19 protein-coding genes are annotated in these 22,781 nt (G+C 69.4%); 6 read left to right on the top strand and 13 right to left on the bottom strand.

Annotated features, from left to right (window positions below):
* Positions 1-32: 32 nt before the first annotated feature.
* Entirely contained in the window at positions 33-668 is a 636-nt protein-coding gene (locus O6P37_RS27105; RefSeq protein WP_264015013.1) for a TetR/AcrR family transcriptional regulator, read from the bottom strand.
* Positions 669-814: 146 nt separating this feature from the next.
* Here O6P37_RS27105 and O6P37_RS27100 point away from each other — a divergent pair, with 146 nt between their 5' ends.
* Together O6P37_RS27100 and O6P37_RS27095 are read left to right on the top strand one after the other, a co-directional pair.
* Complete coding sequence (locus O6P37_RS27100) at positions 815-1,378, top strand: TetR/AcrR family transcriptional regulator (protein ID WP_269896985.1); 564 nt, start codon at positions 815-817, stop codon at positions 1,376-1,378.
* 20 nt (positions 1,379-1,398) lie between these two features.
* The gene (locus O6P37_RS27095; RefSeq protein WP_269896984.1) at positions 1,399-3,546 is read left to right on the top strand and encodes an FUSC family protein; all 2,148 of its coding nucleotides are present in this window, start codon (positions 1,399-1,401) and stop codon (positions 3,544-3,546) included.
* Here O6P37_RS27095 and O6P37_RS27090 read toward each other — a convergent pair.
* Positions 3,543-4,511: a pirin family protein gene (locus O6P37_RS27090; protein WP_269896983.1), complete on the bottom strand. Its 969-nt coding sequence runs from the start codon at positions 4,509-4,511 to the stop codon at positions 3,543-3,545. The genes O6P37_RS27095 and O6P37_RS27090 overlap by 4 nt on opposite strands.
* Positions 4,512-4,827: 316 nt before the next feature.
* Here O6P37_RS27090 and mycP point away from each other — a divergent pair, with 316 nt between their 5' ends.
* From mycP to O6P37_RS27070, 4 genes are read left to right on the top strand one after another with little or no spacing between them, the layout of a single operon-like run.
* Positions 4,828-6,174: a type VII secretion-associated serine protease mycosin gene (mycP, locus tag O6P37_RS27085; RefSeq protein WP_269896982.1), complete on the top strand. Its 1,347-nt coding sequence runs from the start codon at positions 4,828-4,830 to the stop codon at positions 6,172-6,174.
* Positions 6,171-7,568, top strand: coding sequence for a type VII secretion protein EccE (gene eccE, locus O6P37_RS27080; RefSeq protein WP_269896981.1), 1,398 nt, complete (start codon positions 6,171-6,173; stop codon positions 7,566-7,568). The genes mycP and eccE overlap by 4 nt, the downstream gene beginning before the upstream one ends.
* A gap of 11 nt (positions 7,569-7,579) precedes the next feature.
* Positions 7,580-9,088, top strand: a complete 1,509-nt coding sequence (locus tag O6P37_RS27075) for a PPE domain-containing protein (protein WP_269896980.1) — start codon at positions 7,580-7,582, stop codon at positions 9,086-9,088.
* Complete coding sequence (locus O6P37_RS27070) at positions 9,085-9,414, top strand: YbaB/EbfC family nucleoid-associated protein (RefSeq protein ID WP_269896979.1); 330 nt, start codon at positions 9,085-9,087, stop codon at positions 9,412-9,414. The genes O6P37_RS27075 and O6P37_RS27070 overlap by 4 nt, the downstream gene beginning before the upstream one ends.
* Before the next feature lie 72 nt (positions 9,415-9,486).
* On the opposite strand, the gene eccD is transcribed toward O6P37_RS27070, so the two are convergent.
* The 11 genes from eccD to O6P37_RS27015 all read right to left on the bottom strand — a co-directional run bounded on the left by eccD (position 9,487) and on the right by O6P37_RS27015 (position 22,774).
* The gene (eccD, locus tag O6P37_RS27065) at positions 9,487-11,019 is read right to left on the bottom strand and encodes a type VII secretion integral membrane protein EccD (protein ID WP_269896978.1); all 1,533 of its coding nucleotides are present in this window, start codon (positions 11,017-11,019) and stop codon (positions 9,487-9,489) included.
* The gene (locus tag O6P37_RS27060; RefSeq protein WP_269896977.1) at positions 11,016-12,449 is read right to left on the bottom strand and encodes a MinD/ParA family ATP-binding protein; all 1,434 of its coding nucleotides are present in this window, start codon (positions 12,447-12,449) and stop codon (positions 11,016-11,018) included. The genes eccD and O6P37_RS27060 overlap by 4 nt, the downstream gene beginning before the upstream one ends.
* 107 nt (positions 12,450-12,556) lie before the next feature.
* The gene (locus tag O6P37_RS27055) at positions 12,557-12,850 is read right to left on the bottom strand and encodes a WXG100 family type VII secretion target (RefSeq protein WP_269896976.1); all 294 of its coding nucleotides are present in this window, start codon (positions 12,848-12,850) and stop codon (positions 12,557-12,559) included.
* 48 nt (positions 12,851-12,898) lie between these two features.
* Positions 12,899-13,204 (bottom strand): WXG100 family type VII secretion target, encoded by a 306-nt coding sequence (locus tag O6P37_RS27050; protein WP_269896975.1) that lies wholly within the window; start codon positions 13,202-13,204, stop codon positions 12,899-12,901.
* Positions 13,205-13,287: 83 nt separating this feature from the next.
* Positions 13,288-14,592, bottom strand: coding sequence for a PPE family protein (locus O6P37_RS27045; protein WP_269896974.1), 1,305 nt, complete (start codon positions 14,590-14,592; stop codon positions 13,288-13,290).
* A gap of 43 nt (positions 14,593-14,635) precedes the next feature.
* Entirely contained in the window at positions 14,636-14,929 is a 294-nt protein-coding gene (locus O6P37_RS27040; protein WP_269896973.1) for a PE domain-containing protein, read from the bottom strand.
* Between the two features lie 117 nt (positions 14,930-15,046).
* Entirely contained in the window at positions 15,047-16,807 is a 1,761-nt protein-coding gene (gene eccCb, locus O6P37_RS27035; RefSeq protein ID WP_264014132.1) for a type VII secretion protein EccCb, read from the bottom strand.
* Complete coding sequence (eccCa, locus tag O6P37_RS27030) at positions 16,804-19,032, bottom strand: type VII secretion protein EccCa (RefSeq protein ID WP_269896972.1); 2,229 nt, start codon at positions 19,030-19,032, stop codon at positions 16,804-16,806. Before eccCa ends, eccCb begins: the two co-directional genes overlap by 4 nt.
* Positions 19,029-20,501 (bottom strand): type VII secretion protein EccB, encoded by a 1,473-nt coding sequence (gene eccB / locus O6P37_RS27025; RefSeq protein WP_269896971.1) that lies wholly within the window; start codon positions 20,499-20,501, stop codon positions 19,029-19,031. Before eccB ends, eccCa begins: the two co-directional genes overlap by 4 nt.
* Before the next feature lies 1 nt (position 20,502).
* Entirely contained in the window at positions 20,503-22,227 is a 1,725-nt protein-coding gene (gene eccA, locus O6P37_RS27020) for a type VII secretion AAA-ATPase EccA (RefSeq protein ID WP_269896970.1), read from the bottom strand.
* The gene (locus O6P37_RS27015; protein WP_269896969.1) at positions 22,220-22,774 is read right to left on the bottom strand and encodes a YbaB/EbfC family DNA-binding protein; all 555 of its coding nucleotides are present in this window, start codon (positions 22,772-22,774) and stop codon (positions 22,220-22,222) included. Before O6P37_RS27015 ends, eccA begins: the two co-directional genes overlap by 8 nt.
* Positions 22,775-22,781 lie beyond the last annotated feature (7 nt).

Raw genomic sequence — 22,781 nt, 5'->3', positions numbered from 1 at the left:
CAAGCTATGCGATGGGTTGTGCGGCCTCTGGCTCAGTCGGTGAGATGCCAGAGCTTGTTGGCCATCAGCAGCTCGAACTTGTCGATGACGCGTTCCAGCTCGTCGTGGTCGCCGACGTAACCCGCGTAGAAACCCATCCCCCACATCACCGCGACCAGCATCTCCACGATCGAGGGGATGTCGGTGTCGGTGCTGAGCTCTCCGCGCTCGATCGCGTCGTTGACCGCCCACGCGACGAACGCGCGCGAATTCCGCAGCGCGTCGTGCTCGTCGTTGCGCAGATCCGGGTGCCGCTGGGACTCCAGCACCGACGTCACGAGAAAAGCTGCCGCCGAACGGTCTTCGGAACCGGCGTCCATTGTCGCGGCGAAAAAGGCGGACAGTCTGCTCAACAAAGTGGTGGCGCCCTGCGCTCGGGCCATCCCCGCGCTAACAATCAGCGCATTGGTCTGCTCGACGACTTCGCGGTACAGAACCCGCTTGCTGGCGAAGTAATGGTTGATTGCCGGCCGGGTCAGATCCGCGCGAACCGCGATCGCCTGAAAGGTCGCCGCGTCGTAGCCGAGTTCGCTGAAGATCTCCCGGGCGGCGCGCAGAATGCGCTCCCGCGTTTCCGCGGCCTTCGCTGCGGGAGGTCGACCCGGTCCCCGACTCGCGGTATACGGCACGGTCAAATTGTGCCACACGTCACCTACGCCACCGTCAAGAGTTGCCAGACCAGCTGCGATGACATTCGATGCCAGCAAATTCAAGCTGGTCGGGGCTCTCGATTTGCGCCCGAATGGGAGCCGGCGAACAACTAGGCTGTCAACCCATGGCCAGTGTCGTTTCTCGGGAAGCGTACTTCGAGACTGGCCTCGATGTGCTCTCCGAACTGGGGTACGGCGGGCTCAAACTCGCCGAGGTGTGCAACCGTCTCGGTGTCACCACCGGCTCCTTCTACCACTACTTTCCCAGCTGGCCCGCCTACACCAAGGACCTCGTCGCGCACTGGCGGCAGGCCCGCACGACCGGAGTGGTCGACGCCGTCCGCGCCGAACCCGATCCGCGCCGGCGCATCGACACCCTGGTGCAGGAGGCGCTGGTGCTGCCGCACAGCGCCGAGGCCGCCATCCGGGTGTGGAGCTCGCTGGACCCCGAGGTGTACGCCGTGCAGTCCGCGGTCGACAAGCAGCGCTACGACATCATGTTCGAGTCCGCCTACGAGGTCCTCCAGGACAAGCGCCAGGCCGAGGTGTTCGCCGCCTGGAGCGTCTACATCCTGATCGGCTACGAGCAGACCGCCCTGCCCCGCGACATCCCGGCGATCAACTGGATCGCCGACCAGCTGCTCGAGGCGCTGGACTCCGGCCGCTTCGCGACGGTGCCGCCCGCCTGACCGGTCTACCATCGGCGGGCATGCTGACTCCGGGCGGTCTGTGGCGCCGGGGATCCGACCGGATCCGTCAGCGCGACCCGGAGCGCGACGCCCTGCGGCGGGCGGCCCGGGCGGCCATCATCCTGCCCACGGCCGCCGCAGTCAGCTTCACCGTCGGCGCCGGGTCGCAGACCCCCCTCTTCACGATCTTCGGCTCGGTGGCACTGCTGATCCTCGTGGACTTCCCGGGCAACCGGCCCGCCCGCGCACTGGCCTACGGCGGGCTGGGATTCAACGGCGCGGTGCTCATCACCGTCGGCACGCTGGTGTCGCCGCACCCGTGGCTGAGCGTGGCGATGATGTTCGTGCTCGGCGTGGTGGTGATGTTCTCCGGGGTGCTCAGCGAGATCGTGGCGGCAGGCCAGCGCGCCACCCTGATGCTGTTCGTGCTGCCCGCATGCACCCCGCCCGGGCCGATCGGCGAGCGGCTGCTCGGCTGGCTGATCGCGCTCGCGGTGTGCGTGCCCGCGGCCTTGTTCCTCTTCCCGCCCCAGCACCATGACGATCTGCGCCGCCATGCCGCCAAGGTGTGCCGGACACTGGCCGACAGCCTCGAGGGCGCCGCGGGCACGCGCGACGTCACCCGGGCGATGAACGCGCTGTGGGACAACTTCGTCAACGCCGACTTCCGGCCGGTCGCCCTTACCGCCGGGAGCCGGGCGCTGGTCCGCGTCGTGGACGATCTCGGCTGGCTGTCCGACCGCCTCACCGCCGACACCGGAGCCCTGCTGGGCGACATGAAACCGCCGATCGTCCGGGTGCTGCGCGACGCGGCGGCGGTGCTGCGCATCGCCGATCGCGACGAGCGGGCGGCGCGCACCGCCGACCTCGACACCGCGCTCACCGAGCTGCGGGCGGTGGCCCAGGGCCGCTACCGCGAGGACATCGAGCAGATCCTCGCGGTGCCCGACGACGCGACGGCGCTCGCGGTGGGCCAGACGCTGCTCGCGCGGCGCACCTTCTCGGCCACCGTCGGGGTGACCGGCCGGATCATCCGCAACGCCGCACTGGCCGATGCCAGGCCGGTCTGGGCCCGCGTGCTGGGCCGCCGGCTGCCCGAGACCGGTGCGGCGGACTGGGTGATGCCCGAGACGACGGCCGTCGCCGCAATCACGAAGGGCTTCCTGGCGACACGGGCGGTGGTGCTGCGCAACAGCCTGCGCACCGGGCTCGGGTTGGCACTCGCGGTCGCCGTCACCCACCTGTTCCCCGTCGAGCACGGCTTCTGGGTGGTGCTCGGCGCCATGTCGGTGTTGCGCAGCAGTGCGCTGACCACCGGCACGCGGGTGCTGCGCGCGGTGGCGGGCACCGGGATCGGGTTCGTCATCGGCGTCGTCGTCATCGAGCTGGTCGGTGTCGACCACGCGGTGATGTGGCTGCTGCTGCCGCTGGTCGCCTTCGGTTCGGCATGGGTGCCCGAGGTGGCGTCGTTCATCGCCGGGCAGGCGGCGTTCACCATGATGGTGCTGATCATCTTCAACCTCATCCAGCCGACGGGCTGGTCGGTGGGCCTCATCCGGGTCGAGGACGTGGTGGTGGGCGCACTTGTCGGCGTCAGTGTCTCGCTGCTGCTGTGGCCGCGCGGCGCCTCGGCGGCGGTGTCGGCGTCGGTGCGCAGGGCCACCATCGCCGGCGCCGACCTGCTCAAGGCCGGGGTGCTGCGGGTCACCCGCGGCGCCTCCGAAGACGCCACCGACCGGGTGATCGCACTCAGTCACGACGCGCTGCAGGCGTCCCGCACACTCGACGACGCCGTGCGGCAGTACCTCTCCGAGAACCGCAGCGACAGCGACGCACGCGCGCCGGTGGTCGGGGCGGCGAACCGGGCGATCCGGATACGCGCCGCCGCCGAACTGGTCGCCGACATCGTCCCGCCGCCGCTGGGTGTGTACCCCCGCACCCGCCGGGTCCTCGAGACCCACGCCGACCTGGTCAGTCTGCGGTTGCTCGGCCGGCCGGTGGCGCAGTCCCTCTCGCCGATCAGCGACGACTTCGTCGGTGCGCTGCGGGACGAGGCGGGCGCCGACGACCTGGCCGTGTCGGCGGCGCTGCCGCTGGTCACCGTCGCCGCCCACCTCGGTGAGCTGGAACTGCTCTACCCGAAGCAGGCGGCGCCGGTGAAGCGCTAGACCCGGTGGGGCATCAGCGCACCGGGCGGGATCTCACCGAACTTGCCGGCCTGGTAGTCCTCGACGGCCTGGATCAGCTCGGACTTCGAGCTCATCACGAACGGTCCGTAGTGGAACACCGGCTCGCGGATCGGCCTGCCGCCGAGCAGCAGCACCTCCAAGGCGGGCCGGTTCGAATCCTGGACGTCGTTGGCGGACAGCGCGATCCGGTCGCCGGGACCGAGCACCGCCAGTTGGCCCTGTTCGATGGGATGGCCGACGGGGCCCACTCTGCCGCGCCCCGACAGCACGTAGACCAGGGCGTTGTAGTCACGGTTCCACGGCAGGCTCAGCTGTGCGCCGGGCTGAACCGTGGCGTGCGCGAGCGTGATCGGCGTGTGGGTGGAGCCCGGGCCGCGATGGTCGTCGACGTCTCCGGCGATGACGCGCACCAGCGCGCCGCCGTCCTCGGACGCCAGCAGCGCCACGTCGCCACCCTCGATCGACTGGTAGCGGGGTGCGGCGAACTTGTCCCTGCGCGGCAGGTTCACCCACAGCTGGACGCCGTGGAACACACCGCCGCTCTCCACGAGTTCGGCGGGCGGTGTCTCGATGTGCAGGATCCCGGAACCGGCCGTCATCCACTGGGTGGCGCCGTCGGTGATCAGACCGCCGCCGCCGTGGGAGTCCTGGTGGGCGAACCGGCCGTCGATCATGTAGGTCACGGTCTCGAAGCCGCGGTGCGGATGCCAGTCGGTGCCGCGCGGTTCACCGGGCTCGTACTCCACCTCCCCCATCTGATCCATGTGGATGAAGGGGTCGAGGTCGGCGGCGCTGACTCCGGCGAAGGCGCGGACGACCGGGAATCCCTCGCCCTCGTAGCCACGGGGGCCGGTGGTGATCGATCGGACGGGGCGGTCGGTGTCGGTGGGCGAGGGCGGGCTCACCCGGGTCAGGGTTAGGGTGTCGGCTGTGATGGCGGGCATGTTCGGGGTAACCGGACTGCAGTCCAGATCATTCCCGAATAGACAGATGCGTCAACCGGCCGCGCCTCGGCGACCCATCATTTGTGTTTGCCGACCCGTGCCGGCGTGCGCCCGGCCGCGGAGTGCGCGCGCGGTGGCTCCCACCGGCGAAAGAAAGCGCAGTCGACCCCCGTTCGTTGCGCATAGGATTGCGCTTGGACCATCGGTCGGGCGTCCTGACGTGAGACGATGGCCCGCTGCCGGGCCAGCAGCAGGTTTGCTGTGTAGTGACGGGCCTGCCACGAGCCGGCTATTCGACAAGGGGGGTGTGTAGCGCGTGCGTCGCATCGGTGTGCTGCTGGCAGCACTGTTGTTGGCCTTCGTGAGCGCGCCACCGGCGTCGGCGATCGAACCGCCGTCGATCGATGCTGCCGCCCTCCCGCCCGACGAGACCGGCCCGGACAGTCCCACCGAGCTGCGCGCCGAGTGCGCGGCGCCGACGACGTTCCCGAACTCGAACTTCGCCGACAAGCCGTGGCCCAACAACTACCTGAGGCTGGCCGAGGCGCAGAAGTTCGCCACCGGCAAGGGCATCACGGTCGCCGTGATCGACACCGGCGTGATGGGCTCCCCACGGGTGCCCGCCGAACCCGGCGGCGATTTCGTCGACGCCGCGGGCAACGGCATGAACGACTGCGACGCCCACGGCACGCTGACCGCGTCGATCATCGGCGGACGACCGTCGCCGACGGACGGATTCATCGGTGTCGCACCGGATGTCCGCATCCTGTCCCTGCGTCAGACCTCGGCGGCGTGGCAGCCCGTCGGCTCCCGCCAGGATCCCAACGACCCGAACACGACGAAGACCGCGGGCTCACTGCGCAGCCTGGCCCGCGCGGTGGTGCACGCGGCCAATCTGGGCGCCCAGGTGATCAACATCAGCGAGGCCGCCTGCTACAAGGTGACCCGCCGGATCAACGAGACCAGCCTCGGCGCGGCGGTCAACTACGCGGTCAACGTCAAGAAGGCCGTGATCGTGGTGGCCGCGGGCAACACCGGTCAGGACTGCAGCCAGAACCCGCCGCCCGACCCTGCCGTGCCTGCGGACCCGCGCGGCTGGGACGAGGTGCAGACCATCGTCAGCCCCGCCTGGTACTCACCCCTGGTGCTCACCGTCGGCGGCATCAACGAGAACGGACAGCCCAGCGACTTCTCGATGTCGGGACCGTGGGTCGGTGCGGCCGCGCCCGCGGCGAACATCATCGCCCTCGGCTATGACGGCAACCCGGTCAACGCGCTCAACGGCGACGACGGACCGGTGCCGATCGGTGGGACGTCGTTCGCCGCCGCCTACGTGTCCGGACTCGCGGCGATGGTCAAACAGCGGTTCCCGGACTTGACTCCCGCACAGGTGATCAACCGCATCACCGCCACCTCCCGTCATCCCGGCGGCGGCGTCGACAACTACGTCGGCGCCGGGGTCATCGATCCGGTCGCGGCGCTGACCTGGGACCTGCCCGCCGGACCCGAGGCCGTGCCGTTCCGCGTCAAGCAGATCCCCCCACCGGTCCACATCCCGCCGCCGGACCGCGGACCCATCACCTGGGTGGTGATCAGCGGCGTCGGCCTCGCCCTGGTACTCGGCCTCGGCGCCATGACCCGACGGGCACTGAGGCGGCGATGAGAAAGCTGTTCTCCGCGTTCGGCATCCGGTTCACCACCGGCCACGCGATCGCCGCGGCGGTGCTGATCCCGGCGATCGTGGCCGTGTTGCTGCCACTGAACCAGCTGTGGACCGCGGTCGGGGTGTCGGTGCTGATCGCGCTGCTGGCCGTGCTGACGGTCCGCGGCCGGCGTATCACCGGGTGGATCGCCGCGCTGTTCTCCTGGCGGCGCCGCCACCGCACGGTGCCGCAGCAGCCGTCGGTGCCCGCGGTCGGCAGCACGGTGCTGCCCGGAGACCACGTCGCGGTCCGCTGGCAGGGCGAACATCTCGTCGCCGCAATCGAACTCGTGCCCCGACCGTTCACCCCGACCGTCATCGTGAACGGCAGCGCGGTCACCGACGACGTCGTCGACACCCGGCTGATCGAACAGCTCGTGGTCGCGCACTGCCCCGAACTCGAGGCCGACGTCGTGTCGGCCGGCTACCGGGTCGGCCGGACGGCGCCCGCCAGCCTGGTCGCGCTGTACGAACAGGTCATCGGCCCGTACCCGGTACCGGCGAACCGGCGGACGTGGATCGTGCTCCGCGCCGACCCCGCACTCACCGAGAAGCCGGCCCGCCGCCGCGACGAGGGGGTTGCGGGACATGCCCGGTACCTCGTCGCGTCGGCGACGCGGCTGGCGGATCAATTGTCGAGCAACGGCGTCGACGCCCGTTGCGCGCGCAGCTTCGACGACTTCGACCGGGCGACCGAGATCAGCTTCGAACGCGAGACGTGGTCGACGATCAAGGGCCGCAGCACCTTCACCGCCGCGTACACCGCGCCCGGCGGACCCAATGTGTGGTGGTCGGCCCGGGCCGACCACACGATCACCCGGATGCGGATCATGCCCGGGATGGCGCCCACCACCACGGTGCTGCTGACCACGCTGGCCACCCCGACGACGCCGCGCGGATTCTCCTGCCTGTTCGGCGGTCAGCGGGCGGCGCTGCAGGGCATCAGTCCGGTCAGCGACAAGCACTACGAGTTGCCGATCGGCTCCGCCGGCGTGCTGATCGGCGAGACGAACGACCGCTACCCGGTGTACATGCCGTTCGACGACGTCGACGTCAGCATCAACCTCGGCGACGCCCGGCTGTTCACCCAGTTCGTGGTCCGCGCGGCGGCCGCGGGTGCGGTGGTGACGCTGCGCCCGCAGTTCCAGGAGTTCGCCGGACTGATCAACGGGCGGATCGGCCCCGAGGCCAAGGTGGCGTGGCCCAACGCGACCACCTACCTCGGCCCTCACCTGGGTATCGGCCGAGTGATCATGCGGCACAACTTCATCGACACCCCGCGCCACCGTCAGCTGCCGATCCAGCTGATCAACCCGCGTGAGGAGAGCCGCTACCAGATGGCTCTCGAGCAGTAACGGAGAACACCATGACGACGTTGAAAGCCGATCCGACCAGCATCCGCGCCAAGGCCACCAAGATCAACGGGGAATGGCCCGCCGTGCCCGCATCGCCCATTCCACCGGACCAGTTGGCACTCGCCAGCAATGCGATCAAGCAGATCGTGGCCAATCGGGATCGCCTGAACGCCTGCATCCAGTCGGGCAAGGCGGAGGCGTCCCGGCTGGCGGCATGCCTGGAGGCCGCCGCCAAGGCTTACGAACAAGTCGACGAGATCAACAAGGGCGCAATCGAATCCGGCACGCCCTCCGGATCCGACGCGGTCACCATCAATCCTGTTCTGCCGCCGACGGTTCCAGTCAGTCACAGTCCCTTCCCCGGCGTGCCGGGCAATCCCTACGCCGAGTGGACGGTTGCCGCCGAGCAACTGGCGCAGTCCAACATCAACGTGCTGCAGTTCGCCGACGAGATGTACGCCTTCTCCGATGCGCTGACCCAGCGGGCCAAGGACTTCTCCCCCGGCGACACCCACTGGGAAGGCCTCGCGGCCGAGGCCGCCGACGGGTCGATGCGCAGGCACGAGTCGTGGCTCTACGACGTGGCGGCCAAGAGCCGCGACATCGCCAAGCAGGCACAGGACTTCTACCACGCGCACGAGAGGGCCAAGGCGGAGCATCCCGAAGCACCTGCCGAAGGCGAGTTGTTCGGCGCCACCGACTACGCCGCCAACCAGCATCTCTCCGAGACCATCCGCGGCGAATACTCCAGCGAGGTCTCGTTCTCGATCGTCGAGATTCCTGAACCTCCGGCGGGCGCATACCCTCCCACGCCCGTCTTCCGGCAGGACGTCCCGCCGCTGCCCGAGAAGGACAACGGACGGCGGCCAGGCAGTCCCGCGGCGGGCGGAGGCGGTGGCGGCGAACAGCCCGGTGGCACGCCGGGCGAAACCCCCGCCGTGTCACCCGCCAGTGCGCAGAACGGACAGCAGACCCCGGCATCGGGTCAGCAGTCGGGCGGATCACCGTCCGGCGGACAGGGCTCCGGCGGCTCGCCCTCGGGCGGACAGGGTGCCGGCGGATCCCCCGCCGGCGGCGGTGCGCCCACCGGCCTCCCCGAAGGCCTCACCGACATGCCGACCGATCCCGCGATACGCCCCGCGTCGGCCGAACCCGCGGGTGGCGGCGGACCCGGCTCCGGCTCCGGCGGTGGTGGCGGAGGAGGCGGCGGCGGTACACCGAATTCGCCGCTGGCTCCCGCGGCGAGCGCGAGCGCGCCCTCCTCGTCACCGGCCGCCGTCTCCGGCGGCGGTGCGGCACCCGTCGGTGCCGCGGGACCCGGCGGCGCGATGGGCGGTATGCCGATGGGTGGCGGCCACGGCATGGGCGGCCAGGGTGGCGGCGCCAAGGAGAGGCGGCGGACGCCCGGACTCTCGCCTGACGAGGAGCTGTACGTCGAGGATCGCCCGTCCACTGAGCCCGTCATCGGTCTGCGGCCGCGACGCGGCAAGGACGGCGGCCAGGACAAGGAGAGCACGTGACCGACGACATGCACCCCGAGGTCGCCGCGGTGCTGCAGCAGGCGCAGCGGTTGCAGTCCATCATGGACGACCAGTTGCACAAGATGAACAGCGAGACCTTCACCGCCACAGACGAGACCGGAACCGTGGAGGTGACCCTCAACGGGCATCACCACCTGACCGGGATCCATCTCGAGCCGGGATTGTTGCGGCTCGGTGCGGCGACGGTGGAGCAGCGGCTGAACGAAGCGCTGCAGAACGCCACGGCGGCGGCCAGCGAGTCCATCGACGCCGACCGCGAACGCATCGACGCCCTGGTCGCCGAGACCACCGGCGACCGGCCCTGACGCTCAGACGGCCGGTGGCGTCCGCACTTCGCGGGTTCCGGCGGGCGTCAGCTCAGCCGCACCGACGGGCACTCAGAACCGCAGGTTCCGCAACAGGTCGTAGACGCTCGCGATCCACAGCAGCAGCGGGATGACCGCGGCGATCGTCGCGCCGTCGAGCAGTTCGAGGATGCGTTTGGTCACCGGCGACACCCGCCGCACGTTGTCGGTGGCGCCGACGATCACCAACGCCACCGCGCCGAGCGCGAGGTAGACGGCCAGGACCAGCCAGGCGTCATCCGGATTCCACAGGCACAGCCGTACGGTCACGCCGGTGGGGATGATCACCGCCGCCGCGAGCAATGCCCAGGCACACCACCGTTCGGCGTACAGGCGCGAGCGGAAGGTGCAGATCGCCGTGACGAGACCGGCGACGATCAGGCTGTGGACGAAGAAGTGTCCCTGCACGACGACGGTGATCGCACCGGTGGCCAGCACCAGCGCCCCGGCGGTCAGGAAGCCGATCAACAGCTTCTTGGCCAGCACACTGCGTTCCTGCAGTCGCGCAGCCGATTCGGGAACCGAGGCGATGATGGCCTGCCAGGTCGGCGACTCCTCGTCGCTGGGATCCGGGGTGGTCACCGGGTCGAGCAGTTCGTCGTTGCTCACGGTCTCGCCGGGGGCCGGAATCGGGGGCAGGGCGATACGCGCTACGGCGACAGTGAGTTTCGCCGCGTTGGTGACCGCCATCAGGCCGAATGCGACGGCGCCTGCGGGCACCCAGTACTGCCAGCCGTAACCGAAGGCGATCGCCGCCAGTGCGATCGCGGTGCACGTCACCGCGAGGAACGCGGCCAGGTGAGCACGGCCGCGCGGGCCTCCGCGGGTGGCGAGTGTCAGCAACAACACGACCGACGCCGCACCGGCCACCTGGGGCGCACCCAGCTGTTCGACACCGCGGGGTAGCGGAACCGCCAGTGCCGCAGCGCCGGCCAGCAGCGGCACCGACGCCACCAGCAGGCTCTCGGACAGGTCGATGTTGTCGTACCGGCTTCGGGCCATCAGGCTGCCGCCGAGGATCCCGAGGCCCAGCACGCCGAGGGCCACCGCCCACCACCAGTCCTGACCGGTGTTCGACCAGGTGAGCAGTGCCAGCACCGTGACCACCAGCGCCACCAGCGGAATGACGATGCCGACGAAGCGGTTGAGTGCGGTGCGGTCGAACTCCGGTGACTCGTCGAGCACGGCGATCGCGTCGATCACGTCCTCGACCAGCGGCCGGTACCGTTCGGTCCGGCTGACCGAGACGAGCGTCAGCAGCGAACCGTCGACGACGCCTGCGTCATCGAGGGATTCACTGAACCTGATCGGCGGCGCGCCCGGCCGCGCGAACGCCCACACGCCCTGTGCCGAGAAGTCGAAGCCGCCCAGCACGTCCTTCGGGGTGTCCTCGAGCATCTCGCCCAGGACGGCCACCGTCTCGTCGATGTAGGTCTCGATGGGCGCCGACGCCGGCAGCACCAGGTCGGTCATCCGCCGACCGGTGAGGATCGTCACCCGGGTGGTGGACGGCCGTCCCGGGGTGACGCTCGAGGTGCTCGACGAGGCAGCGGCGGTGGTGGTCAACGGCGTTCGAGCCTGTCGAAGTCGTCAGACAAGGCGGCCGCCAACTCGATGATCCTCCGCTCGAAGGTGTCGTCGAGCAGGTCGAGCTGGATCTCGGTGCCCGCGGCGATGTGCTTGTCCCACGGGAGAACGATGACACGACCGGGTGGCACGTGCCGCTCGAATTGCTGAACGAGATCTGCCACGTCGATGTTCGGCTTCCCCGGTGTCACATGGTTGATCACCACGCAGGACCGGCCCAGCAGATCCTGGTAGCCGTTCTGGCGCATCCAGTCCATCGTGACGGCCGCCTGGCGGGCGCCGTCGATCGAGGCGCTGGCGACGATCACCATGCCCGACACCGTGGACAGCACGCCCCGTGACGCGGGTGTGAAAAGCCCTGTGCCGCAGTCGGCCAGTACCAGGTTGTAATACCGCGAGACGACGCCGACGATTCCTTTCCAGTCCTCGTCGTTGAACTCGCGGCGGGCACCGCTGTAGTCCTCCGACGACAGCACCTCGAGGTTGGAGGCGTTCATGCTGGTGTACGCGCGAATGTCGTTGTAGCGCGCCAGTTCTTTGTCGGACAGCAGGTCGGCGATCGTGGCCGCGGACTGGCGTCCGGCCCGGTCGGCGAGATTGCCGCCGTCGGGATCGGCGTCGACGGCGAGGATCCGGTCGCCGCGGATCCTGCTCAGCGCCGAGCCGAGTGCGACGGTGACGGCCGTCTTGCCGACGCCGCCCTTGAGCCCGAACACACCGATCTGATACGAGTCCCGTGCGTTGCGGCGGATCCGGGTGTGCAGGTCCATCTCGTACAGCTCGTCAGGAGAGAACCCGAGATTGATGCGGGTGAGCATGTAGAGGACGTGGCGCCAGCCGCGCTGCGACGGCATCTTGACCGCCGACTTCACGCCGACGTGGGACAGCGCATCGATGGCGCGGTGGTTGCCCATCGTGGCCGCCGACGTCGGAGCGGGCTGATTGGCCGTCTGCCCCGGCCAGGCCGTGTTCTGTTCGGCCTGCGGGTCGGCGAAGTGCTGGGTCGGCGCCGGCGCGGCGGCCGGGCGCGGCGGCGCGGTCGGGGCCGTGCGGGGCTGTTCGAAACGCGCGCCCGTCGGGGCGTTCGCCTGGGGCGCGCGCATCATCGAGTTGGCCTGCCGAGGTGGCTGCGGCGCCGGGGTGGGGGCCGCCGGGGGGGTCGGCGGCATCTGACTGGTGACCTCCGCCTGCCGCGGCGGCGGGGCGGGCGCTGCCTGGGCGCGCGGCTGAGCGATCGGCATCGGAGGTGGCGGTGGGCCCGCATCCGGGGTGCGCGGCGGCGTCCCGGTAGCCGGCACGGGCGACGTCGAACCGCCCATCAGAGCCTCCCGGTCGACGGTCCTGGTCGCCTCTTCGGGCGGCTGACCACTGTCGGGGGAGTTGAAGAGCCGGTCATAGTCTGCCGACATGGGTACCTCTCCTTGCGTTTGCACTCCTGAGCACACGAGATGGGCGGAGTCGGCCTGACCCTATCTTCGAGCCGGGCCGACCCGCCCACCAACGTGCTTGAGCCGTCTTAGGCCCCGAACATGCCGGTGACGCCGGCCTCGGTGGAGGCCATCTGCTGACCGGCCTCGCTGATGGCCTGCGCGAGCTTCTGCAGCGCGTCGTTCAGTTCCGCCGACGTCGCGTCCCAGCGCATCTGCACCTGCTGGTATGCCTCGGAGCCGCCGCCGCCCCACACGCTCTGCAGCGTGGCCAGCGATCCCTTGCCTTCGTCCAGCAGGCCGTTGGTCGTGGCGACCGCGCCGCTGATCTCGCCCGCACCACCCTCGATGCCTGCGAAGTTGTAGATGATTCCATCGGACATGTTGTCTCCCAGTTTTTTTGGTTGTCGTAGGGTGTTGTGGTGCTCGGGTCAGATGCCCATGGTCGGGGCGATCGCCGCGGCCTGGTCGTCGTCGGTGGTGGTGTACTGCAGGCCGGACTGCTGGATGTTGTTCGCGATGTCGTCGAGCAGTCGTTCCTGGGCGTTGCCGGCCTCCTGGTAGCGCAGGAGAGCGGCCTGCGCGGCCATCCCGGCCGTGCCCTTGAACGTCGGCTGAAGGGCGCCTGCGGTCGCCTCGACCGACGTGATGACGCCCTTGAGCTCGGCGGCGATACGCGAGAAGTTACCGGCCTCGGCGGCGAGGACGGCGGGATCGGTTTCCATCGGTTGTGACATGTGTTTCCTCTTCTTCCTGTGTCCTCACCACGGGATGGCGAGTCTTTCGGCTCCCTAGCCGAGAAGCTTGTTGACGCGACGACTCACCAGTCGTCGTCTTCGTCCTCGTTCAAGTCCTGGATCAGTGGTGCCGGCGCGGTCAGCGCCGTCCTGGTGCTCGAGCCGGAACCCTTGTTGCCCTGGGCCCCACCCATCGGGCCCATGCCGCTACCGGGTCCGACCGGAGCCAGTCCCGGTCCGCCGGCGCCCGGCGCGCCGGCGCCGAGCGGCGCCTGCCCCGAGTTGCCGACCAGATTCGAGATCAGCGGCGTCTGCGGTGATGTGCCACCCAACCCGGGTAGCGACGCCGCCCGCACCAGACCGGCACCCGTCGACGGCCCCGACCCCCCGGCCAGCGGGTGGTTCGAGAACGGGCTGGCGCCGATCAGCCCCATCTGCGCGAGCGGCTTGTCGCCGCCGGCGCCCATCTGGCTGAACATCGACGTCACCTGCTGCAGCGGCTGGGTGATCTGCTGGATGCCGCTGGAGACCTGCTGCCCCATCTGCTGTGGCACCGAGGCCAGTTGGGATGCCATCTGGGTGCCCATCTGCACACCCTGCTGCATCACCTGCTGCGTCATCTGGGTCTGCTGAGTGGCGTTGTCCGCCTGCTTGGCCTGGCCGCCCGCGCGCTCGGCTGTGTGCTTGCCCTGCGCCGCCGCCCGGCCGCCGTGCAATGCCGCCGATTGCAGGTGCGCATGGGCCGACACCATCTCGACCGTCGCGTTGCGTAACGCGCCCATCGGTGCCCGAGCCGTCGCCTGCGCCACGTTCGTGCCCGCCGTCGCCGCGCCGATGCCAGGCATCACGATCGGCTTCATCGGCATGATCGGCTCGAACAGCAGGTTCAGCGACGTCTCGGCCTGGTATGCGGTCATCACCCCGGCCGCCTGGTTCCACATCCGGACGAAGTAGTCGAACTCGTTCATCGCGATCGGCACGGTGTTGATGCCGAGGAAGTTCGTCGCGTTCAGCACCGCATTGGTGACGTGGTTCTGTTCGATCTCCGGAATGGGTGGCGTCGTTGCCAATGCCAGGCTGTAGGAGTTTGCCTGAGCCGTCGCCTGCATCGCCCGCTTCTGCGCCTGCATCGCCGTGGTCCGCAGCCACATGATCATCGGCAGCGTCGCCGCGATCGCGCGTTCGCCCGCGGTCCCACTCCACAGCGCCTGCAGATTGGTCAAGGACGCCGCGAGTTCGTCGGCCTGGGTCTCCAGCAGGATCGCCAGCCCTTCCCACCCCGCCGCGGCCTGCACCATCGGCACGGGGCCGGCACCGAGCATCAAGCGCGCGGTGTTGACCTCGGGCGGTAGCGCAACCCAGGTGGGCGGAAGGGGAACGGGCACCATGGCGAGTGCGGATCTCCTGTCGAGTTACTCGAAGCGTCTGCGGCTAGAGAGTTGAGGCGTTGGCGGCGTCGACCGCGTCATAGATGCCGGCGACCTCGATGTACGCCGCGCCGGCCCGCGTCAATTCCTCCTGCGCGAAGGAGTTGAGTGCCAGCGCCTCGGCGCCCTCGACGGCGAATGCGGCGGCGGCCATGGCCGACACCTCGTCGGCGCCGGCCGGCACCAGCGCGGTGACTGCGGCCGTCGCGGTGGTCCCGCCCGCGAGACCGCGGGCGGCGTTCGCGACGACCTGGCCGCCGACGCCGATGGCTCCTGGATTGTGCTGCAGCGGTTCCATGTGTCCTGCTCCTTGACTGCTGTCTACTTACGTCCGGGATGAAAGTTTGCTGGCGACTGATCGCCTACGTTGCTGTGCGCTCTGGATCAAATCCTAACCGCCCCGCGAGGGGGGTCTTCACACCAATTCTTCAGGGGGGTCGACATAAGCCGCCTGCACCACCTCCTTCCCGTCCGGAGAGACGAGAAGTGCCTGGCCAGGGGGTCGTCGCCGGAGTTTGAACTCACTGGTCGGGAACTCCGACTTCTCCCCGGACAGGAACAGGGTGGGCGATCCGGCGCCGTACGCGGCGCCCACGAACTTGTCCATGGTGGCGCGGTGGGCCTGGCTCATCTGACAGGTCACCACGAGGTGCAGGCCGATGTCGGCGGCCGCCGGAAGCAGCGGCGCCAGCGGCGATGTCGGCGGCAACATCCCCGACGCCGCGACGATCATGTGCCAGTCGTCGACCAGCAGGACCACGTCCGGCCCGGTCCACCACGACCGCGAACGGAGCTGTGCGGTGGTCAGGTCCGGCGGCGGGAGCCGCTTCTTCAGGTTGATCGCCAGCGCCTTGATCGACTCCTCGAGCGTCGCGTGGTTGCGGTTGACTGCCCCCGCGTCGAGGAGATGGCTCTGCGGCACCGCGTCGAGCAACGCCGACCGGTAGTCGGCCACCATGAACCGGACCTGCTGCGGGCTGTTGCGCTTGCAGATGGCCTGCGCCACCGCGTGGGCGATGGTGGTCTTGCCGGACTTCGGCGCACCGAAGATCAACAGATGCGGCGTCGCGCTCATCCGGTTGTAGGCCACCGTGAGGTCCGACTCGCGCACGCCCAGCGGGATCGTCCACCGCGTGCGGTAGTCGGTGTCGGGTCCGGGCGGGTTCGGGTCGAGCTCGTGCAGGTGGATCTTGTCGGGCAGCACCCGGACCTGGGGGGCGCTGTCGGTGTACTGAGCGGCGATGTGCTGCACCGCCGCCGAGATCGCAGGCACCATGTTCTCGGCGCTGTGCACGCCGTCCAGCCTCGGCACACCGATCATCAGGTGGTGCTTCTCGATCGAGATGGCGCGGCCAGGACGGTTGGCGGGGATCTCCCGGGTGATGCGGTCGATCTGGGTCTCGTTGACGTCACCGAGCCGGAACTCCACCTTGGTGCCCAGGTAGTCGCGGACACGCGCCTTCAGTTCGGTCCAGCGTGGCGTCGAGATGACCACGTGCACCCCGAATGCCAGGCCCTGGCCCGCCAGGTCCTGGACCACGGGTTCGAGGTCGGGGAACTCGCTCACGAACGCCGGCCAGCCGTCGATCACCAGGAACACGTCACCGAACGGGTCGGCCGCCGCCGGGCTGTTCGGGTCCTCGCGCATCTCGCGGTACGAGGCGATGGAGCCGACGCGGTACTGCTTGAACATCGCCTCACGGGCCCGCAGCACGGCCTTGACCTCGGCCACCACCCGGTTCACCCGGTCCGGCTCGGCGCGGGTCGCGACGCCACCGACGTGCGGCAGGTCCTCGAGGTACATCAGGCCGCCACCGCCGAGGTCCACGCAGTAGAACTGCACCTGGCGCGGCGTATGGGTGGCCGCCGCGGAGAGCATCAACGTCTGCAGGAACGTCGACTTGCCCGTCTGGGGCGCGCCGCCGACGGCGATGTTGCCACCCGCCGCGGAGACGTCGATCCCCCAGATGTCCTGCCTGTGCCTGCGTGGCTCGTCCATGATCCCGAGGCCGAACCGCAGCGGCTGACGCTGATAGTCACGCTCGACCAGTTCGTTGACCGGTGTCGGATCGGTCAACGGCGGCAACCACATCCGGTAGGCGCGGATCTCGCCGGTGGTCAGCTGACCGAGCACGACCTCGCGCAGCACCCGCTGTTCGGTTTCACCGACCGTCATGACGCACCTGCCGCATCGAGAATGGGCGCCGCGGTGAACTGGTGGATCCGAACCCGGTTCTGGGTCCTGGCACGGGGCTTGGCATCACCGTCGTCCTGGGTGAGAGCCGTCGGCACGTAGTTGACGCCGGTGTACACACTGCGGAACTTGGCCGGATCCTCCATGCCGACCCGCAGGAAGCCCACGCCACTCTCCTTGTTGGTGATGTACTGCGCCTCCGGCGTGCCGATCACCGCCTTGGACTCTGCGGAACTGGTGGTGCGCAACGCGATCCGGTACGTCAGGTTGGGCTCGAGCTTGTCGATCCGTACGCCGCCGGTGTTCAGCGACTGCGTGGCGAGCAGCAGGTGCACCCGCAGCGAGCGGCCGACGCGGCAGATCCGGTCGAACAACTGGATGAAGTCCGGGTGGTTCTGCAGCAGCTCGGCGAACTCGTCGACCACGACGAACAGCGTCGGCATCGGGGGCAGGTCCGCGCCGCGCTCGCGGTGCTTCTCGTACTCGGCCACACCCGAGAGTGCGCCCGCGGCGCCGACCTGGATGCCGGCCTGACGCAGGATCGACTGCCTGCGGTCGAGCTCACCGGTGAGCACCTCGCCCATCCGGCTCACCAGCTCGGCTTCCTCTTCCATGTTGGTGACCACCGCCGCGGTGTGCGGCAGCTTCTCCATACCGAGGAACGTCGAGCCGCCCTTGAAGTCCGTGAGCAGCAGGTTCACCTGATCGGGATGATGCGTGGCGGCCAGCGAGAGGATCAGTGTGCGAAGGAATTCCGACTTGCCGGAACCGGTGGTGCCGATCAGCATGCCGTGCGGACCGGCGCCGAACTCGGCACCCTCCTTGATGTCGAGGTGCATGATGTCGCCCGACTTGAGCTCGTGGCCGAAGGGGATCCTCAGCCGGTCGCGGTCGGTGTCGGCGTACATCCGCCAGCGCGCCGGCGTGACCTCTTCGATGGTCTGCGCGCCGACGAGCTGGTGCCATTCGGTGGCGACCTTCTTCTGCACGCGGACGCTCTTGTCGATGATCGTCCCGGTGATCGACCAGCCGGCCAACTTGCGGGCGAGCCGGCCCGCCTGCCCCGGCGTCATCCTGTCGGCGACGCGCAGCACCGGACGGAAGTTCTGGTTGTGCATCTTGTCGTCCGCGCTGCCGTCCGGATTGACCTTGATGCGGTAGGAGGACTTGTGATTGCCGAGGGTGATCACGGTGACACCGGCCCGCCCGTCGACCGGGAAGCCGGCCCGGCCGCCCGTCAGGTCGACGACGACGATGTAGGGCCCCGTCGGAACGGCGTCGGCCGTGTGCGGGCCCCGGGCGGTCAGGTCGCTGAGCCCGTCCGGACGGGTGAAGACCAATCGGGTGGCGCCCGCGGCGTCGGTGTCGCTCTGATGCTGCACGTGCGGCAACCACTTGAGCCAGGACCACTGCGGGTCCTCGGGATTGTCGGTCAGGACCCGGATCTGGAGCAGGTCCGGCGGATGGAACACCGCGAGATGGCAGATCATCGCGGTCAGCAGACCCGCTGCGCCGCCGAGGTCACCGCCGACGGCGATCGTCGGAAAGGTGCGGGTCTGCAACAGCTTCGGGCAGTCGTGGATGAGGCCGTGGGTGCGCAGGAATTTCGTCACCCACATGTGGCTGACCGGCTCCAGGTGCGGCTGCGGGGCGCCTGCCGGGCCCGCGAGTTCACCGCCGACATTCGGCTTGAGCAGACGGTCGACGGCGGCCTCGGCGCCGATCCCGATCCGGGTGGAGGAGAAGAAGTCGGCGTTGGACTGGCGCGACCACTGCCGGTGGGTCCCGATGATCGACAGCAGGTCCTCGGGGTGCGGCGCGTGGTAGTTGAAGAACGTCACCTGAGCGGCGGCCGATGAGGTGACGCGGGTGCGCAGGCCGGACAGGTAGCGCAGGTACTCCTTGCGGTCGGCGTTGATCTCGGGCACCTTCTTGCCGCCCGAACCGCCGCCGGCCATGAAGCCGACCGTGCCCATCACCATCATCAGCGGCATCATCAGCATGTACGGCGAGAGTTGGCGCACGCCGGTGAAGATCATGATCGCGATCATGCCGAGCATGCAGCCGCCCATCACCCACGGCAACGCCCGCTGCAGGCCCGACGGCGGGATCTCTACACCCAGGTCGTCCGGCGGTGTCACGTTGATCTCGCCGGGTGTCAGGCGCGGCCCCCGCTTGATGGTCGGGGTGAACTTCTTCGTCGTCACGGGCCACCTCCGGATGCCGGTGCCGGAGCTCCGGCGCCTCCCTCGACCTTTCGGGGACTGGGGTTCGGCGGCAGGGTGTCGTGCTCGAGCAGCGCCGCCTCCTTCGACAGCACCGGCCCGTCGACCAACAGCTTGACCACCTGCCACGGCGCGGTCAGCGGAGCGGACAGCCCGAGGTTCTTCGCCGTCTCCTCGTCGGGCAGGCCGTAGCGCACGCCCTGCGGGTCGATGTAGTACAGGCTCTCGCCGTAGCGGGGATCAGGGGACTGCAGCCGGATGTACTGGCCGCCGTCGATGTAGACGGTGGCGTCGCCGTCGATCTGCTCGATGCCGGTGTTGAGGGCCGACGCGGGTACCGGCAGGCGGCGTCCGGCGATCACCGAGGTCTTCGGCGCCTGGTCGCCCGGCACCCGCTCCCACGACCAGCACAACGCCGGATCCTCTTCGCGCAGCAGGATGTCGAGCGCCTTGTCCGGCAACGGCGACACGTAGACCTGCTCGGAGATGCCAGCCACCACGCTCGCCTCGACGGGCGGCGGCTCGATCAGACCGTAGGAGTTGGTGGCGCGCAACGCCGCCGCGGTGGGGTCGTTGACGCGCGCCACGCCGTCGGGCAGCACGACATAGTGCTGCTCGCCCTTCTCGGTCACGGTCTTGAACACGGACGCGATCACGAGATTCGGTGGCAGGCCGAGGGTGTTGGGCTCGCCGGCACGGGCGATCTGCGGCAGCTGCCACGGGCCGACGTTCGGCAACGCGTTGAACAGACCCTCCGAGATCGGGGCGGCCTTGGCGGTCACCGGGATACCGACCGCCGACGTGACAGCCCGGTCGGCCAGATCGATGGAATGCCTGCCGTTGTCGGTGATCAGCCAGTCGGCGCCCTCGTACTTGACGAGCATGCCCTGATCGGGCCGCATCGGGGCGACCGTCGAGTCGAGCGCGAGGCGTCGCACGATCACCGACGACTGCACCGTCGGCTTCGCGCTCTCGGGCTTCTCGACGGTGTCGCACAGCGTCCACATCGACTCGGCGGCACCGGCGACCGGGGTGGCGTACGGCGCACCCGGGATGCCGATCGGCTGGCCTTTGGACAGCCGGTTCAGTTCGTCGGACTTGACTGCGACCGGGGTGCCCGCACTTCCGAGCACCAGCCGCGCCGAGGTGAGGTTGTACACCGGCCGCAGCTGACCGTTGCCGGGCAGCACCACATACAGCTGGTTCGTGGCCCGGTCGACGAGAAGGCTGTCCCCGCCCCGCTTTCCGAGCGGCTTGAAGTACGCCAGCAGGGCGGCGCCGAGGCAGATCAGCACCGCGATGATGATGCCCGCCGACACGGCGCGGCTGTAGAACTGCAGTGGATCGTCGAACATCCGGGTGTCGCGGCGGACGATCGCGTGCTCCACCCGGCGCAGCAGGAAGCGCCAGCCGCTGACCTGCACCTTGGTGGTGAGCCGAAAACCCGCCATGTCAGCCGCTGATGTTCAGTCGGGCGTGCACCGCTGCGATCGCCGAGGCCATGTCCTCGCCGTCGATCTCACTCAATTGTTCGACCCCCAGGTTGTCGAAGTCCAGTGAGCGGGACAGCCGCATGTCGCGGTTCTGCTCGCCGGCCTCCACGAGTTGGCGCGCGTAGCGGCCGTTGCCCGCGATGTCGAGTGCCGGCTTGCCGCCCAGCGCCCGCTGGCTCAGCAGCGTGGCCGCCTCGTGCACCCGCTTGGCGGCCTCGTCGCTGAGCATCGAGTCATTCGCCGTGGCAATGACTTTCGCGATGTCGACGATCTCGTCAGGGGAATACGAGTCGAACTCGATGCGGTTCGCGAAGCGCGACCGCAGGCCGTCGTTGCTCTCCAGCAGACGGTCGATGTCGGCGCTGTAGCCGGCGATCACCACCACCAGGCGGTCGCGGTCGTTCTCCATCCGCGCCAGCAGCGTGTCGAGCGCCTCGGTGCCGAACGGGTCGGCGCGCCCGTCGCGCTCCTGCACCAGCGTGTACGCCTCGTCGATGAACAGCACGCCGCCCACTGCACGGTCGATGGTGCGTGCGGTCTTCACCGCCGACTGTCCCTCGTACTCGGCGACGAAGTCCTTGCGGGACGTCTCGACGAGCTTCGGTTCGGCGATGACGCCCAGCCCGGCAAGGATGTTGGCCACCACCCGGGCGATCGTGGTCTTGCCGGTGCCGGGCGGGCCGGTGAAGATCATGTGCTTGGACGTCTGGGCGACCTTCATCCCCCGGGCCGCACGGACCTTGGCCATCTGGGTGGCGGCGCGGTACGCCTCGATCTGTTCCTTCACCCGGCTCAGCCCGATCTGGCGGTCGAGTTCGGCCTGGGCCTCGGCGAGCAGCGTCTCGCGGCCCGACGTGTCGGCCACCGCGCTCGCCGGATCCCACGGGTCGGTGCGCGCGGCGATCTTCTCCGCCGTGGTCGTGGCCAGGCGGTAATTCGAATCTCGCAGCGCCGCAGTGACCTTCGGCTCGGGATGATTGGCCTGCAACCACTCGAGCAGCACGTTGGCGGACTCTTCGTTGCCCTGGGCACGCCGCGCCATCGCCAGGTACCAGGCGATGGCCGGGGCGCAGGCCTCGCCGACGGGTGTGCCGTTGGCCTCGGTGAGCCGGCGGTCCGCCTCGGTGAACAGGCCGAGGTTGGCCGCCGCGACGCCGTGCGCGACGGTCGCCGCGGCGGCCAGGAACTTGTCCGGCCAGCTGCCCGCGGTGCGGACGTGCTCGATCACGTCCGTCCAGCGTTCCCCGGACGCGAGGATGACCGCCTTGGTCCAGGAGATCAGGTGCTCCGCACCCGCGGCGGGCGCGTTCTCGAGCGCCTCCATGGCATCGGCGTGGTTGCCCTCCGACGCCTCCTGGACGGCGAAGCCGAGTGTCAGCGCCAGCGGCGAGACCACCGGATAGCTGATGTCCTTGCCGAAGATGCCACCGATCGCGACGCGGGCGCCGAGTGCGTTCATCGGCACCTCGGCCGCGCCGGCCAACCTGCCGAAGTTGGACCGCGAGTACCAGGCCCGGAAGAGCGTCACCCGCTCACGGTCACCGCACCGGATCCGCCCGACCCAGGCGTCGCAGGCGGTCTCGTCGTAATTCGTGATCTCGGTGAAGAGTTCGAGGGCACGTGCCGGGGACGTGGGCAGCATGCCCACCGCGGTGCCGAAAAGGCTCGCCAGATGATCACTCATGGCTGCCTTCATACCGGGTCGCGAATACCTCGGCCCGCCGGGCATCGGCCTGCTCCGGGCTGGGCAATTCCAGGTCTCTGGCGAGGAAGTCGCGGGTGGCCACGTCGCTGTGGCCGTGTTCGCGCATTCCGTCGAGCATGAACGAGTACTGGGCGGACCGGGCGTCCATCGTGGCCAGGCCGGCGATCACGACGATCTCGTCGGCGAGATCGGCCTCGGTCATGCCGACCACCTTCGGGGACAGCTCGATCTGCTGGATGCGCCCGTCGAGGAATGCGGTCACGGTGACCGTCCCGGGCGGGTTGGTCACCGCGAAGGCGGCGCCGGGACCCTCCTCGTCGGTATCCGGGGACTCGACCAGGTACAACTCCGCACCGGCAGCGTGCTCATCGTCGCTGTCGTCGCTCTCGTAGCCGCCCGCGGGCAGGTAGTCCACGAGGGCCGCGAGGTCGGCCTCGTCCACCGCGCCCGAATCGGACGGGTAGTCGAGTGCCGCGAGGCCGTCGTAATCGTCCGAGGCGTCGCGTGGCGGAGTGTCACCCACCATGTGGACC

The sequence above is a fragment of the Mycobacterium hippophais genome, assembly GCF_027529605.1.
Taxonomy (GTDB): Bacteria; Actinomycetota; Actinomycetes; order Mycobacteriales; family Mycobacteriaceae; genus Mycobacterium; species Mycobacterium arseniciresistens.
The sequence above is the reverse complement of the archived record's forward strand: the minus strand, read 5'-3'. Positions and strand labels throughout refer to the sequence as shown.

Bases quoted from the DNA above. Each gene is read 5' to 3' on its own strand.
- eccE (WP_269896981.1), top strand. From the start codon at position 6,171: ATGAGAAAGCTGTTCTCCGCGTTCGGCATCCGGTTCACCACCGGCCAC.
- eccCb (WP_264014132.1), bottom strand. From the start codon at position 16,807: ATGACGGTCGGTGAAACCGAACAGCGGGTGCTGCGCGAGGTCGTGCTC.
- O6P37_RS27050 (WP_269896975.1), bottom strand. From the start codon at position 13,204: ATGTCACAACCGATGGAAACCGATCCCGCCGTCCTCGCCGCCGAGGCC.
- O6P37_RS27045 (WP_269896974.1), bottom strand. From the start codon at position 14,592: ATGGTGCCCGTTCCCCTTCCGCCCACCTGGGTTGCGCTACCGCCCGAG.
- O6P37_RS27040 (WP_269896973.1), bottom strand. From the start codon at position 14,929: ATGGAACCGCTGCAGCACAATCCAGGAGCCATCGGCGTCGGCGGCCAG.
- O6P37_RS27100 (WP_269896985.1), top strand. From the start codon at position 815: ATGGCCAGTGTCGTTTCTCGGGAAGCGTACTTCGAGACTGGCCTCGAT.
- O6P37_RS27090 (WP_269896983.1), bottom strand. From the start codon at position 4,511: ATGCCCGCCATCACAGCCGACACCCTAACCCTGACCCGGGTGAGCCCG.
- O6P37_RS27015 (WP_269896969.1), bottom strand. From the start codon at position 22,774: ATGGTGGGTGACACTCCGCCACGCGACGCCTCGGACGATTACGACGGC.
- eccB (WP_269896971.1), bottom strand. From the start codon at position 20,501: ATGGCGGGTTTTCGGCTCACCACCAAGGTGCAGGTCAGCGGCTGGCGC.
- O6P37_RS27060 (WP_269896977.1), bottom strand. From the start codon at position 12,449: ATGTCGGCAGACTATGACCGGCTCTTCAACTCCCCCGACAGTGGTCAG.
- O6P37_RS27095 (WP_269896984.1), top strand. From the start codon at position 1,399: ATGCTGACTCCGGGCGGTCTGTGGCGCCGGGGATCCGACCGGATCCGT.
- eccA (WP_269896970.1), bottom strand. From the start codon at position 22,227: ATGAGTGATCATCTGGCGAGCCTTTTCGGCACCGCGGTGGGCATGCTG.
- O6P37_RS27075 (WP_269896980.1), top strand. From the start codon at position 7,580: ATGACGACGTTGAAAGCCGATCCGACCAGCATCCGCGCCAAGGCCACC.
- O6P37_RS27055 (WP_269896976.1), bottom strand. From the start codon at position 12,850: ATGTCCGATGGAATCATCTACAACTTCGCAGGCATCGAGGGTGGTGCG.